The sequence below is a fragment of the Salicola sp. AFF1 genome, from assembly GCF_056783195.1.
Window position 1 is genome coordinate 19,863 of the sequence record NZ_JBXAYL010000003.1, and the last position, 13,808, is coordinate 33,670.

Sequence of the window (13,808 nt, forward strand, 5' to 3'; positions counted from 1 at the left end):
CTTACCGGTTTCTCTGAATGAATCGTACAGTATAACCCGAGGCGTCAACCCTGTGCAGCTCCAATGCCCAGATTTTGAGCAGACCGACAGATCGCCCTAATAACAGGGACCTGAAGGCTTTTCATCAGACAACACTCAAAAAAATGTCCACAAGCCTGCACAACTCAAAAAGCCCCCAAAAATGATTTAAGATCCTGATTCAAGGGAATCTTCAACAATGAATCCAGACCTTATCCCTTTTCTGTGAACAGAGTTTTCCACAGATGAACAACCTACTGTTTCTGGATCACCAGCACCACTTCACCAACCCGAAATCCCCAGTAGGTCATTTCCGTTTCATTGATGACGGTGTCGTTGGTGACCCGGTACATCCAGTCATCCATGCGGACGTTGAGAGTGTCATCCCCATAGGGCACTTCAAGCACATAGTTCATATGGATGGCATTACCCGCGAATTCCATGAAACCGGCCTCCGTCACATCGCCCGCCGTGGCGTGATAGCCCCCTTCCCGGGGCTCCAGGGTCCAGACCCGGGCATCGGTCTCACCGTCGCTGTACTGGAAGACCTCATCCAGCGTTCCCACGCCATCCTCATCCCAGGAGGCATCAATGGTGGCATCGAAATGACGGATCACCTCACCCGAACGGTCCTTCACCACGCCACGGGCGGTCAGCTCGCCCTGAAAGAACTCACTGGGCACCAGCTCCGGCTCCTGGCCCGCATAGTCCTCGATTGCAGGGCCGGAGCACGCCGCCAGAAGGGGCAGGAGTAGAAGCAGAGCGCCAGAGACGCGACGGGCCTGGTACGGAACCATGGGTTGAACCTCCATCAGGATGAATGACTGTTAGTGGGTACGCCGGTACGCCCGGCGGGGTTCATCGGGTGGCCGCAGTGACGTACACAGATGTACACGTCGCCATTGGCTCCAATGACGCTGCTGTCAGAGACTGTCGCCACAACAAACAGATGGGAGGGTCCGAGATGGCGAGCTATAAGGCGCCCCTGACCGATGTGAATTTCCTGCTTAACGAGGTCTTCAACTACCCGGGCCATTACCAGTCTCTGAGCAACGGGACCGAAGCGACACCGGACATGGTGGACGCCATCCTGGGCGAATGCGCCCGGTTCTGTGAGAACACCCTGTTTCCGCTTTACCAGAGCGGCGACCAGGAGGGCTGCCAACTTGTGGATGGTGAGGTGAAGACCCCGACCGGGTACAAGGAAGCCTATGATGACTACGTTGCCGGCGGCTGGCAGGGGCTTTCCAGCCTGGAAGAATACGGCGGCCAGGGGCTCCCCGCCTCCCTCGGGCTGATGAAGCAGGAAATGATGGGCACCGCCAACTGGCCCTTCAGCATGTACCCGGGTTTGTCCATGGGAGCCATGAATACGCTTCAGCTTCACGGGGACGAGGAGCAGCGCCAGACCTACCTCACGCCCATGACCGAAGGCCGCTGGACCGGCACCATGTGCCTGACCGAGCCCCAGTGCGGTACCGACCTGGGCCAGGTCCGCACCAAGGCCGTGCCCCAGGGGGACGGTTCCTACCGCGTTACCGGCACCAAGATCTTCATATCCTCCGGCGACCATGACCTGACTGAAAACATCGTTCACATCGTGCTGGCGCGCACGCCGGAAGCGCCCAGGGGCACCAAGGGCATCTCCCTGTTCATCGTGCCCAAGTATTTGCCAGACCAAGAGGGCAATGCGGCCCAAGCCAACGGCGTCTCCGTGGGTGCGCTCGAGCAGAAGATGGGCATCAAGGCCTCCGCCACCTGCACCATGAACTTCGATGAGGCCAAGGGCTATATGGTGGGCGAGGAGAACAAGGGCCTGGAGTGCATGTTCACCTTCATGAACACGGCCCGCATCGGCACCGCCATCCAGGGCGTGGGTCCCGCGGAGCTCTCTTACCAGAATGCCCTGGCCTACGCGAAGGAACGCCGTTCCATGCGGGCGCTCTCCGGCAAGAAGGAACCGAACCAGGTGGCGGACAGCCTAATGTATCACGCTGACGTGCGCCGTATGCTGCTGACCCAGAAGGCGGTGGCCGAAGGTGGGCGTGCCATGCTCTATGACGCCGCCCAGTACGCCGACCACATGGTTTGTGGCTACATTGAAGAGGATGAGCGCAAGATCCGGAAGTACGACGACAAGCTCGGCTTCCTGACCCCGATCCTCAAGGGCTTTCTCACCGAGAAGGGTTACGAGGCCACCAACCTGGGCATGCAGGTGTTCGGCGGCCACGGCTACATCAAGGAACACGGCATGGAACAGATTGTGCGCGATACCCGGATCGCCACCCTCTATGAGGGCACGACCGGCATCCAGGCGCTGGACCTGCTCGGCCGAAAGGTGCTGATGATGACCCAGGGTGGCGCGGTGCGCGAGTTCACCCTGCGCATGAGCAACGAGGCCCGCAAGCACCTCACCGACAGCACGCTGCGCCCCTGGGCATGGCGCATCCTGAAGCTGGCCACCCAGTGGAACTGGCTGACCTTCCGCCTCATGGTGATCGCACGCAAGGACCGCGACATGGTCTCCGCGGCCGCGCACGATTTCCTGATGTACAGCGGCTATGTCTACATGGCCTTCATGTGGCTGCGTATGGCTGCTGCCGCCCGCAAGGGGCTCGAAGAGGGCGGCAGCCAGAGCGAGACATTCTACAATGCCAAGCTGGCGACCGCGGCGTTCTACTTCGAGCGCATGCTACCCCAGGCCCAGGGTCATGCCGACAGCATGCTCAGCCCCAGCGAGACCCTGATGCAGCTCGATAACGAGGCGTTCGCCTTCGATTACTGATCACCCCCTACCCCCCCTGCTGGCCTTCGGGCCGGCTTTTTTATGCCTACCAATCAAACCGGCCATCCCTTCAAACCACTCGACACATGAGCTGAAAGCAGCACTGTTTTTACGCAATCTTTACGCCCCATGCCGCTTTTGGTCATCGCATTTTTACGCCCTCAGTCGCGATCATTAAGCATCATTCACCAAGGGAGGGCGCGACTATGTCTGCCTTGCTTCTCATCCCGTCACTGGCCATCGGGATCTATCTGGTGGCGGCACTTCTTCAGCCTGAGAGGTTCTGACCATGGCACTGCTTGGAATCGGCATCATCGTTGGGCTTTTTGCCCTCTGCTTCTGGTTCATTGACCTGGAGGATCGGCTATGAACGAGGTCATCATCATCTACGCGCTGACGCTGCTGCTCGCCTGGCCGCTGGGTCGCTACATCGCCGGTGTCTATTCCGGCGACACCGGCATGGGCGGGCGGATCTTCCTGCCGGTGGAAAACGGCCTCTACAGGCTCTGTGGCATCGACCCGGGCCAGCCCATGACCTGGCAGGGGTATGGCAGGGCCCTGCTGAAATTCCACCTGGTGCTGGGCCTGCTGATTTTCGGGCTACTGATGGCCCAGGGGCTGCTGTTTCTCAACCCGGATGGTATCGGCGGGATGAGCTGGGATCTGTCGCTGCATACCGCCGTCTCATTTCTTACCAATACGAACCAGCAGCACTATTCCGGCCAGGCGTCGCTGTCCTACCTCGCGCATACGTTCGGCATTGTGACGCTCCAGGTCGTGACCCCGGCGGCGGGTATGGCCACACTGTTCGCCATTATCCGGACCATCTTCGGTGGCCGTGATGCCCAGACCGGCGCGAGCGCGGAGGCGCCCGTGTCCGTGGGTAATTTCTACCAGGACCTCACGCGCGCCATTGTCCGGGTCATGCTGCCCATGGCCGCCGTGGTGGCTCTGCTTCTGGCCTCCCAGGGCGTGCCCTCCACCTACGAGGGGGCACAGACCGTCCAGCCGCTGGATTCGAGCGTGGCCATGGAGCAGCAGGAAATTCCCGTGGGCCCGGTGGCGTCCATGGTCGCCATCAAGCAGATCGGGACCAACGGGGGTGGCTGGTACGGGGCGAATTCCGCCGTTCCGCTTGAGAACCCGACGCCTCTCTCCAATCTGGTCGAAACCGTCTCCATCGTGCTGATCCCGGCGGCCCTGGTCTTCGCGCTCGGGTTTTTCACCGGCAGGCGGCGGCTTGCCCAGGTGGTCATGGGCGTGATGGTGGTCATGTCCGTTGGGCTGGCCTCCGTCGCCATCTGGCAGGAAAACACCCCCAACGGCGCCTTCTCCTCACTGGCCGCCGAAGGCCCCAACCTTGAGGGCAAGGAGGTGCGTTTCGGGGCAACGGCCACGGCGTTGTGGGGAAGCTGGACGACCCAGACCTCGAATGGCTCGGTCAACGGCATGCACGACAGCTTCAATCCGATCGGCGGCATGGTTCCCATCATGGACATGTTCATCAACGTGATCTTTGGTGGCGTGGGTGTCGGGCTGATCGGCTTTCTCCTGTTCCTGCTGCTGGCTGCCTTCCTGGGGTCGCTGATGATCGGCCGGGCCCCGGAGATTGCCGGCAAGCCACTTGAAACACGCGAGATCAAGCTCGTCTGTATTGCACTGCTGCTCCAGCCTCTGCTGATTCTGGGGTTCAGCGCGGTCACCCTGGCCTTCCCGGGCCTGACGGGTAACTCCAACCCGGGCTACCACGGGATCAGCCAGGTGATCTACGAGTACACCTCGGCCTTTGCCAATAATGGCTCAGGCTTTGAGGGGCTGAACGACAACAGCGTCTGGTGGAACGTCACCTGCGCGGTGAACCTGGTCCTGGGCCGTTTCATACCCATGCTCGCACCCCTGGCCATTGCCGCGTCGCTCGCCTCCAAGCGCACGGCCCCCGAGGGACGGGGCAGCCTGAGCCTGGACACGGGCACCTTCGGGCTGATGACGCTTGCCGTCATCGTGATGTTCACCCTGCTCAGCTTCATGCCGGTCCTGATTCTCGGTCCGATTGCTGAAGCCATGGCAACCATTCACTGACCGGAGGCTCATCATGTCCAGGAAACCGAATACAACCATGCAATCCATTAACCCGGGCGAGATCCTGATCCAGTCCCTGAGCCGGTTGTCACCGCGCTCGCTTGCCCGCAACCCCGTGATGTTCGTCGTCGCCGTAGGGACCGTGGTCACGGCCCTTCTGGCCGGCGTGCACATGGCCCAGGGCGTCGCCTTTGGCATGGATCTGGCCATTGCCGGGATTCTGCTGGTTACCGTCCTGTTCGCGAACGGGGCGGAATCCATCGCCGAGGCCAGGGGCAAGGCCCAGGCCGGCGCATTGAGGGCCACCCGGGAAAACCTTCAGGCCCGGAAGGTGACCGATAAGGGCGAGCAGTCGGTCGCCGCGGGTGATCTCCGCAAAGGGGACCGGGTCCGGGTCAAACCGGATGAGCTGATCCCGGGCGATGGCGAGATCGTCGAAGGCGCCAGCACCATCAACGAGTCCGCCGTCACGGGCGAGTCCGCGCCGGTCCTGCGCGAGGCCGGAACCGATAACAGCGGCGTGAGCGCCGGTACCAAGGTCCTTTCGGACGAGATTGTCGTGGAGATCACGGTGGACCCCGGCAACTCCCTGCTGGACCGGATGATCGCGCTGGTCGAGGGTGCCAAGCGTCAGAAAACGCCCAACGAGCTGGCCCTGTCCGTGCTGCTGGCGGCCATGACGCTGGTGTTCCTGATCGTGGTGGTCTCGCTGGTGCCCACCTCCGGGTTCGTGGGCATCGACCCCTCCTACTCGGTCCTGGTCGCGCTGCTGGTGTGCCTGATTCCCACCACCATCGGCGGGCTGCTGCCCGCCATCGGGATCGCTGGGATGGACCGCGCCATGCGTGCCAATGTCATCGCCAAGTCGGGCAAGGCGGTGGAGGTAGCCGGCTCCGTGGATACGCTCCTTCTGGACAAGACCGGCACCATTACCCTGGGCGACCGGCGTGCAACCGCCTTTGAGACCACCCCGGGAGTGGCGGCCGAGGAACTGCGCGATGCCGCGCTGCTGACATCGCTGGCCGATCCCACGCCGGAGGGCAAGTCCGTGGTTACGCTGGCCGGGGACCAGGGCTCCACGGCACAGGCCGGTGAGGGCGCACAGTTCATTGAATTCTCGGCAACCACCCGGATGTCCGGCATTGATTTCCCCGATGGCCGCCAGCTCCGCAAGGGTGCCACCGACGCCATCCGCAACTTCGTGGTCGAACAGGGCGGTGACTACCCGGACGAGGCGGACCGCCTGGCCGAGCGGGTCGCCCAGAAGGGGGCAACGCCGCTTGTCGTCGCCGAGGGAGGCCGGGTTCTGGGTGTGATCGCGCTGTCCGATGTCATCAAGGGCGGCATCAGGGAACGCTTTGCCCGGCTCAGGGCAGTGGGCGTGAAAACGGTCATGATCACCGGTGACAATCCGACCACGGCGGCGGCCATCGCGGCCGAGGCCGGTGTTGATGACTTCCTCGCCGAAGCCACGCCCGAGCAGAAACTCGCGTTCATCCGCCAGGAACAGCAGCAGGAAGGGCGACTGGTAGCGATGGTGGGCGACGGCACCAATGATGCGCCCGCGCTCGCGCAGGCGGATCTCGGGCTCGCCATGAACTCCGGGACCCAGGCCGCGCGCGAGGCCAGCAACATGGTGGATCTGGACTCGGACCCCGGGAAACTGATCGACGTGGTCGAGATCGGCAAGCAGCTGCTGATCACCCGGGGCTCTTTGACCACCTTCTCGCTGGCGAACGATGTGGCCAAGTATTTCGCCATTCTTCCGGCCCTGTTCCTGGCCAGCACACCGGCGCTGGGTGCGCTCAACATACTGGATCTTTCCAGCCCCATGAACGCCGTTCTGGCGGCAACCGTGTTCAATGCGCTGGTCATTCCGGCGCTGATTCCGTTCGCGCTTCGCGGCGTCCGGTTCAAGCCGGCCAGTGCCGAGCAACTGCTCGTACGGAACCTGCTGATCTTCGGCCTTGGCGGGCTGCTTCTGCCTTTCCCCACCATCAAGGTGCTGGATCTCATCATCACCGTCTTCATCTAAAGGAGCTGACCCATGACAACCTACAACGCGGATAATAAAGCAGTCGCCTCGGCAAGCTGGCTGTCCGCCCTCAGGGTGGCGGTGGTCTTCATCCTGCTTTGCGGCGGCCTGTACCCATTGCTGATCACAGGAGTCGGGGGACTGTTGTTTTCCCATGAATCGACGGGAAGCCTGATCAGGGTCGATGGCCAGCCCGTTGGCTCCGAACTGGTTGGACAACCCTTCTCGGCTCCGGAATACTTCCACGGCAGGCCCTCCGCGGCCGGGTACGACCCCACGGCGGTCGGTGGCTCCAACTGGGCGCCCAGCAATCCGGACCTTCGGGCGAGGGCCGAGGCGGATTCCCGGACGATCCAGGAGCGCGAGGGCATTGCCGCGGACCGTATTCCGGTGGACCTGATCGCCGCCTCCGGTTCGGGCATTGACCCGCACCTGTCACCGCAAGCGGCGCGGATCCAGGCACCGCGCATTGCGCAGGCCCGGGACATGCCCGTGAACCAGGTGGAGGCTCTTATTGAGCAGCATGTCCAGGGGCCAACCTGGGGGATCTTTGGCCAACCCAGGGTCAATGTGCTCAAAATCAACCTTGCACTGGATGGTAAGGACTGGCGGAAATGAGTAATGGCGCCGAGCAACGCCCGAACCCGGACGCGCTTCTGAAAACCCAGAACCGTGAACAGCCCGGCGGCCTGAAGGTGTTCCTCGGCGCCGCGCCCGGCGTCGGCAAGACCTACCAGATGCTCCAGGCGGCCCATGAACTCAAGCGCCAGGGCGTGGATGTAGTGGTGGGCGTGGCCGAAACCCACGGCCGTCCCGAGACCCAGGCCCTGTGCGAGGGGCTTGAACAGCTCCCGACTCAAACCCTTGAGTATTCCGGGCGACAGTTCCAGGAGTTTGACCTGGACGCGGCCCTGCAACGCCGCCCGGAGATCCTGTTGGTGGACGAGCTGGCGCACCGCAATATCCCGGGCACAAGGCATCCGCGCCGGTACCAGGATATCGAGGAGTTGCTGGACCAGGGCATCGGGGTCTGGACCGCGATCAATATCCAGCACCTGGAAAGCCTGACGGACGTGGTTGCCCGGATTACCGGGGTACGCATGCGGGAGACGGTTCCGGACGCGTTGCTGGAGAGGGCCCGGGATATTGTCCTGGTGGACCTGGCGCCCTCGGAGCTGATCGACCGGTTGCAGCAGGGCAAGGTCTATGTCCCGGAACAGGCCCGGGCGGCCCTGGAGAACTATTTCAGTCCGTCCAACCTGGCCGCGCTTCGCGAACTCGCGGTCCAGACTATTGCCGAGCGCCTGGACACGGACGTTCGTGAGAATATGCAGTCTAAGGGCATCGAGGGGCCCTGGCACATCCGTTCGCGGTTGCTCATCGCCGTGGATGCCAGTGGTCAGGGCGAGGCGCTGGTCCGTGCCGGACGCCGGCTCGCGGAACGCTACAAGGCCCCATGGACCGTGGTGGCCGTCGATAATGGCAGCATGGATCAGGAGGATGCGGAACGGCTTGAGCGGGTCTTTGCCCTGGCCTCGCGCCTGGGGGCCGACACCAAGACCCTGCGTGGCCATGACGTTGCCGAGGAACTCATTGCCTATGCCCGCCAACAGAACGTCACGACGCTCGTTCTGGGGCGTTCGCACAATCGCTGGTGGCATTTCCGGCGTTCGACCAGCCGCAAGCTGCTGAAGACCGCCGAAGCCTTTGATATCCATTTCATACCAGTACCGCGTCGCCGCCGCCGGGGCACCCTGCTGAGCCGGGAGCGGACCACCCGCAAGACCGACTACCTCTGGGCCCCGGCAAGCGTCGGTGCCGCCACCGCCATCTCCATGCTGCTCCAGTACGTGCTGACACTGGCGAACCTGTCCCTGGTCTTTCTCACCGCCGTGCTCTGGGTTGCCGCCCGAACGGGCATACGGCCCGCCCTGTTCACCGCGCTCCTGAGTTTCTTCACCTACAACTTCTTCTTCACCGAGCCCCGGCTCACCTTCAACATGACCGAGACAGACCAGATCCTGACGGTTGTGTTCTTCCTCGTGATCGCGGTTATCGGCGGCAATCTCGCGGCGCGCCTCCATCAGCAGATCCAGATGCTCCGGGCCTCCAATGACCAGACGGACGCGCTGCTCCAGTATACCCGCCGGCTCGCGGCCGCGCCCGATATTGCCTCGGTGCAGAACGAAGCCGTGGACACACTCTATACCAATACCAAGCTGCCGGTGGCGCTGCTCAAGCACGGTGCGACCACCCCGGAGCTTGAAGTCGTGGCCCGCGGAGGCCCCAGCGCTGAGCTCAAGCCCAGGGCCTACAGTGCTGCCGAGTGGGCGCTGGGCAATGGCAAGCCCAGTGGCGCCTACAGCGACACGTTGAGCAGCCTGGACTGGCGGTTCGAGCCGATTGAAGTGGACGGCCGGATCCATTCCGTGCTGGGACTCCATGTGGACGACAAGCCGGCTGATTACTACCGCAGCCTGGCAATCGATGCGTACATCCACCAGCTGGCGCTCGCCTGTTCCCGGACCGAGCTGGCCGCGAGCCTGTCGGCATCCCGGGTGGCGGAGGAGACCGAACGCCTGCGGTCGGCGCTGCTGTCCTCCATTTCCCACGACCTGCGTACGCCACTGGCGTCCATGATCGGCTCCGCCAGTACGCTTCGATCCATGTTCGAGAAACTCAGCAACGAGGACAAGGAAAGCCTTCTGGATTCCATCCTGGGCGAGGGGCGGCGTCTGGATCGCTACATCCGCAACCTGCTCGACATGGCGAAGCTTGGGCACGGCACCCTCAAGATTGAGCGTGACCGGATTGCATTCACCGACATCCTGGCCTCTGCGTTGCGTCGGACCCGGGAGCTTCTGACCCACGTCCATATCCATCGGGATATCCCGGAAAACCTGCCGCTGTTGTGGGTGCACCCTGCGCTCATCGAGCAGGCCCTGGTCAATGTGCTTGAGAACGCGGCGCGGTTTGCTCCACGGGACTCAACCCTGCATATTGAGGCGGAAAACCGTGATAATGAACTGGTTATCTCGATCACCGATGAAGGCCCGGGTATTCCCGAGGAACACCGGGACCAGGTGTTCGACATGTTCTTCACCGGTGGCGACGGGGATCGTGGCTCCCATGGCGGCGGCCTGGGGCTTGCTATCTGCCAGGGTATGGTGGGGGCCCATGGGGGGCGTATCCAGGCGCTGGAGGGCCCCGAGGGCCGTGGCACGACCATCGAGATTACACTGCCGTCACTGGCACCCTCTGATGATCAGGAGGTTCAGGAAGAAGCTGAATGACTGACAAAGATACCGCACCGGCTCTCGCCCGGATACTGGTCTTGGATGATGAACCCCAGATCCGCCATTTTCTCCAGATCAGTCTGAAGACCGAAGGCTATGAGGTCCACGAGGCTTCAACGGGAGAATCGGGTCTGGCGTATTGCGCACGCAAACCCCTCGACCTGGTCATTCTGGACCTTGGACTACCAGACCGTGATGGAACCGAGGTGCTGCAGTCGCTGCGGGAATGGTCATCGGTACCTGTTATTGTGCTCTCAGTCCGGAACCGGGAACAGCAGAAAGTTGAGGCACTTGACCTGGGAGCGAATGACTATGTCACCAAGCCTTTCGGCATCGACGAATTTCTGGCTCGGGTGCGCAGCCAGCTGAGGATTCAGGACAAACAGACGGCTGAATCCAACGCCTGGGCGTTTTTTGATGATGGTGTCCTGAGTATTGACCTGAGCACCCGACGGGTCTACCGACAGGGTGCCGAAGTGCGGCTGACGCCCAAGGAATTCGCCGTGCTTCAGGTTCTGATGAAGGAGGCCGGACGCATTGTAACGCAGCCACAGCTTCTGAAGGAGGTATGGGGTCCTACTCATACTCAAGATACGCACTATCTGCGCGTTCTTATCGGAAAACTCCGGCAGAAACTTGGAGATGATCCCACCGAGCAGCATTACATAGAGACTGAGCCGGGTGTTGGCTATCGGTTTGTAGGTGAATCCTGAAGACGTACTTTCGAAGCTCATCGGCCACAATAAATCGAAGGGAAGACGGATCATTGATCGCCACAGGTATGAGTTTATGGATCCCGACGACACAGACTGTAGTTACGCAGGTGGCCAAGCGAAAGAAGACTCACCCCGATCAACGTTACCCCCCGTTCACCCCAGTGCCCGAACAGGCCATGGCCCCAGAAAGTCGCCAGCACCATCACTGAGAGCCCCGCAGCCGCAAGCAGCCAGACCCGCGCGTCCTTGTGTTGCAGGCAGCCGAGTGTCATCGCCAGGAGGCTGGAGGGAATGACGAACAGTAGTAGGGTGCGATGAAATGCCGCGTCGCCCATAAAGGATGTACTCAATGTCGGCGACAGCACCAGCATCAGGGGCAAAGCCAGGCAATGCAGCGCACAGAGAGTGGAAACGCCGATCGCTAGGCGATCAAGCCGCTGTGAATATGCATGAGTCCTCTCGGTCATGGCGTTCTCCTTAACGGGGGTGTCAACCCCCGAGTGGCACTTTGACGGTCATGCGCACATCACGCCCTGGGCTCAGTGCGTACCCTTTGTAGGTATCCAGGAAGTGCCGGTAGCTCGTGTCCGTCAGGTTGCGTACTTCGAGATTGAACCGGACGGGGGCGCCCACGCTACTGGCAATGGAGAAACCGACTCCGAAGTCCGCAACCGTATACGAATCGGTAGAAGCGGTACCGAAAGGAGCGTTATCGAACTGGGAGAAGGGTTCCCCGGGCGCGGCCTTCTTTGAGGCGTTATGACGGAGGCCAAGGCGGACCCAGGGGGTGCGCAGTGGGCCCCAGCGGCTGGGTGTCCAGGTGCCTTCCACCCGCAGTTCGTCCGCAGGCTGCAGCGGCAGGTCGTTGCCCGTGCGGTCGTTCTCTCCGTCCACGGCGCTGTAACTTGCACTCAGCTCGACGGTTTCCGTCACATTCGCACGGGCCGTCAGCTCCACGCCGGTCAGCACGGCGTCGGTCTGGCGATACCGGAAAACAGGCAGTCCTTGTTCGGTATTACCTGTATCCTGGAGATCGATGTAATCGTCGATGGCATTGCGGTAGACGGTGGCGCTCGCAGCTGCCCGGCCGGAACGCCAGCGCAGGGCAAGGTCGGTATTCAGGGATTTTTCGGCATCGAGATCCGGATTCCCCTTCTGGACGGCCGCAACACCGGCATGCTGGCCGTCCGCGTAAAGCTCAAAGAGGGTGGGTGCACGGAAACCCCGACCCACATTACTGGCCAGGGTTAGTGTATCGGTCAGGGCATAAGAGCCCCCGAGGGAGCCCGATGTCACCGAGTAGTCATTCCCGTCACGCCCGTTGAATGAGGTTGGCGCGGCGGTCTCGTTGCTCTTGCCTACCGTTTCGGTCCAGTCCTGACGCAGCCCGGCCTGCAGTGTCAGGCGACCCAGGGTGCGTTCCTCAAAGGCAAAAACACCAAGGTTATCAACCTGACCACCAGGGCTCAGCTGAGTGGTGCCCCGGGATTCCTGTTGTTTCGTCCGGTACTCAAGACCGACACGCCCCGCATCAAAGACCCCGAGCTGAGCGTGCTCTGCTTCGAGGCGGGTCGTGTACTGATCGAATTCAATATCAATGGTGCCGTCAAAAAGCTCGTTCCTCGGCACACCGCCACCGTTGGACTGACGTTGGTTGCGTTGCCAGGCCAGAGTGGGCTTGAACGTCCAGTTGCCGTCCAGCGGAATCATGGCATCGAGGCGCAGCTCATCGTTCTCCAGGCGCTGACCAACACCCTCCGGGCCTTCCGCCGGTGGTTTCTTACCCGCCGGTGGTGGCAGCAGGAAGTTGTGCTCATTACGCCATCCGGTGTAACGCAGGCGCAGTTCACCGAAACCGGCTTTATACCCTATACCAAGCTGCCCGTTGAGTTGCTCGAAATCCGTATAGTCCAGCTCGCCCGTGTAGGCCGGTGCCCGGCGCTTATCCGCATCACTTGAGGGTGGCGGAAAGAAGGTAGGATCGTCCGGCACGGTGATGTTACCAGCGTTCCGGTGGATAAGACCGCCCACGAAGCTCCAGTTGGTGCCTTCGCTGGCTCCTTTCAGTCCAAGATCATTCTGGTCATTGTTGGTGGCGTACCCAAAATGCGCCTCACCGCTGGTATGGCGCGTATCCTCATCGCTGAAGATTAACGGTAGAGGCTGGACGTCGATCGAGCCGCCAAGCGCATCCGAGCCGTAAAGAATGCTGGACGCGCCACGCACTACTTCAATCCGGTCGCTCAGGAAGGGGTCAACGTTGGGTGAATGCCGGGTGCCAAACTGCTGGTGGTCCATTCCTATGCCGTTGGAGAGGATACGCACCCGATTACCGGACAGTCCTCTGATGACGGGTTTGCCGACCTGGTTGCCGGCACTGACGGTGTCAACGCCCGGCAGATGATCCAGAGTCTGACCCAGTGTGGCGCTTCCGCGTCGATCCTTTTCCGCCCCCTGCAGAACATCAATCTGGGAGGCCTGGTACAACGGCGACCCTGGTGAAGGAGTGCCGGCTTCCACAGTGATTTCGTCAAGCGCCATTGGTTGAGTGGTGTCTTCTGCCTGTACCGACACAGCGGAAGCGACAACCAAAAAGCCTGTTGCCGGAACAGCTCTGGCAATCCGTCCTCTGAGTATCGTGCTGGTTATGGATATTAAACGCATATGCCCCTATTTTAGAATGTTATATCGTTACATTAATAACCTGCCAATACACCGTATCGAGCGCTGGCTGGCCGCTATTCCTGATTGGTATTTATAGAAAGGTTATAACATAACATTAAAGGTAGACAAGACACGCCAACAAACCGCTGGAAGCGGAACGGTGATGGGTGATGGTGTCGTTACGGGATGATTTGGCTCGTTTGGAAGGAGTCCGG

General features: G+C 61.5%; 10 protein-coding genes. 7 read left to right on the top strand and 3 right to left on the bottom strand.

Going from position 1 to position 13,808, the window contains the following annotated elements; genetic code table 11:
• Positions 1 to 272 precede the first annotated feature (272 nt).
• Positions 273 to 815 (bottom strand): DUF3833 domain-containing protein, encoded by a 543-nt coding sequence (locus AC1RQI_RS02710; protein ID WP_481903557.1) that lies wholly within the window; start codon positions 813 to 815, stop codon positions 273 to 275.
• Positions 816 to 982: 167 nt separating this feature from the next.
• On the opposite strand from AC1RQI_RS02710, the gene AC1RQI_RS02715 reads away from it, so the two are divergent.
• The 7 genes from AC1RQI_RS02715 (at position 983) to AC1RQI_RS02745 (ending at position 10,926) form a co-directional block, all read left to right on the top strand.
• On the top strand, positions 983 to 2,803 hold the full coding sequence (locus AC1RQI_RS02715) for an acyl-CoA dehydrogenase C-terminal domain-containing protein (RefSeq protein WP_416632987.1): 1,821 nt from the start codon (positions 983 to 985) through the stop codon (positions 2,801 to 2,803).
• A 206-nt stretch (positions 2,804 to 3,009) separates the two neighbouring features.
• Entirely contained in the window at positions 3,010 to 3,090 is an 81-nt protein-coding gene (gene kdpF, locus AC1RQI_RS02720; protein WP_481903678.1) for a K(+)-transporting ATPase subunit F, read from the top strand.
• A gap of 79 nt (positions 3,091 to 3,169) precedes the next feature.
• Positions 3,170 to 4,882 (top strand): potassium-transporting ATPase subunit KdpA, encoded by a 1,713-nt coding sequence (gene kdpA / locus AC1RQI_RS02725; protein ID WP_481903558.1) that lies wholly within the window; start codon positions 3,170 to 3,172, stop codon positions 4,880 to 4,882.
• A 13-nt stretch (positions 4,883 to 4,895) separates the two neighbouring features.
• Positions 4,896 to 6,917, top strand: coding sequence for a potassium-transporting ATPase subunit KdpB (gene kdpB / locus AC1RQI_RS02730; RefSeq protein ID WP_481903559.1), 2,022 nt, complete (start codon positions 4,896 to 4,898; stop codon positions 6,915 to 6,917).
• 12 nt (positions 6,918 to 6,929) lie between these two features.
• A complete protein-coding gene (gene kdpC, locus AC1RQI_RS02735) occupies positions 6,930 to 7,535 on the top strand; it encodes a potassium-transporting ATPase subunit KdpC (RefSeq protein ID WP_481903560.1) in 606 nt (201 codons plus the stop codon).
• Positions 7,532 to 10,210 (top strand): DUF4118 domain-containing protein, encoded by a 2,679-nt coding sequence (locus AC1RQI_RS02740; protein WP_481903561.1) that lies wholly within the window; start codon positions 7,532 to 7,534, stop codon positions 10,208 to 10,210. The genes kdpC and AC1RQI_RS02740 overlap by 4 nt, the downstream gene beginning before the upstream one ends.
• Positions 10,207 to 10,926, top strand: coding sequence for a response regulator (locus tag AC1RQI_RS02745; RefSeq protein WP_481903562.1), 720 nt, complete (start codon positions 10,207 to 10,209; stop codon positions 10,924 to 10,926). The genes AC1RQI_RS02740 and AC1RQI_RS02745 overlap by 4 nt, the downstream gene beginning before the upstream one ends.
• 74 nt (positions 10,927 to 11,000) lie before the next feature.
• Here AC1RQI_RS02745 and AC1RQI_RS02750 read toward each other — a convergent pair whose 3' ends face one another.
• Together AC1RQI_RS02750 and AC1RQI_RS02755 are read right to left on the bottom strand one after the other, a co-directional pair.
• Positions 11,001 to 11,396, bottom strand: coding sequence for a MerC domain-containing protein (locus tag AC1RQI_RS02750; protein ID WP_416632981.1), 396 nt, complete (start codon positions 11,394 to 11,396; stop codon positions 11,001 to 11,003).
• A gap of 22 nt (positions 11,397 to 11,418) precedes the next feature.
• The gene (locus tag AC1RQI_RS02755) at positions 11,419 to 13,470 is read right to left on the bottom strand and encodes a TonB-dependent receptor plug domain-containing protein (protein WP_481903563.1); all 2,052 of its coding nucleotides are present in this window, start codon (positions 13,468 to 13,470) and stop codon (positions 11,419 to 11,421) included.
• Positions 13,471 to 13,808: the final 338 nt, after the last annotated feature.

Excerpts from the sequence above, each read along its gene's own strand:
- AC1RQI_RS02710 (WP_481903557.1), bottom strand. The coding sequence starts at position 815 with ATGGTTCCGTACCAGGCCCGTCGCGTCTCTGGCGCTCTGCTTCTACTC.
- AC1RQI_RS02715 (WP_416632987.1), top strand. The coding sequence starts at position 983 with ATGGCGAGCTATAAGGCGCCCCTGACCGATGTGAATTTCCTGCTTAAC.
- kdpF (WP_481903678.1), top strand. The coding sequence starts at position 3,010 with ATGTCTGCCTTGCTTCTCATCCCGTCACTGGCCATCGGGATCTATCTG.
- kdpA (WP_481903558.1), top strand. The coding sequence starts at position 3,170 with ATGAACGAGGTCATCATCATCTACGCGCTGACGCTGCTGCTCGCCTGG.
- kdpB (WP_481903559.1), top strand. The coding sequence starts at position 4,896 with ATGTCCAGGAAACCGAATACAACCATGCAATCCATTAACCCGGGCGAG.
- kdpC (WP_481903560.1), top strand. The coding sequence starts at position 6,930 with ATGACAACCTACAACGCGGATAATAAAGCAGTCGCCTCGGCAAGCTGG.
- AC1RQI_RS02740 (WP_481903561.1), top strand. The coding sequence starts at position 7,532 with ATGAGTAATGGCGCCGAGCAACGCCCGAACCCGGACGCGCTTCTGAAA.
- AC1RQI_RS02745 (WP_481903562.1), top strand. The coding sequence starts at position 10,207 with ATGACTGACAAAGATACCGCACCGGCTCTCGCCCGGATACTGGTCTTG.
- AC1RQI_RS02750 (WP_416632981.1), bottom strand. The coding sequence starts at position 11,396 with ATGACCGAGAGGACTCATGCATATTCACAGCGGCTTGATCGCCTAGCG.
- AC1RQI_RS02755 (WP_481903563.1), bottom strand. The coding sequence starts at position 13,470 with ATGGCGCTTGACGAAATCACTGTGGAAGCCGGCACTCCTTCACCAGGG.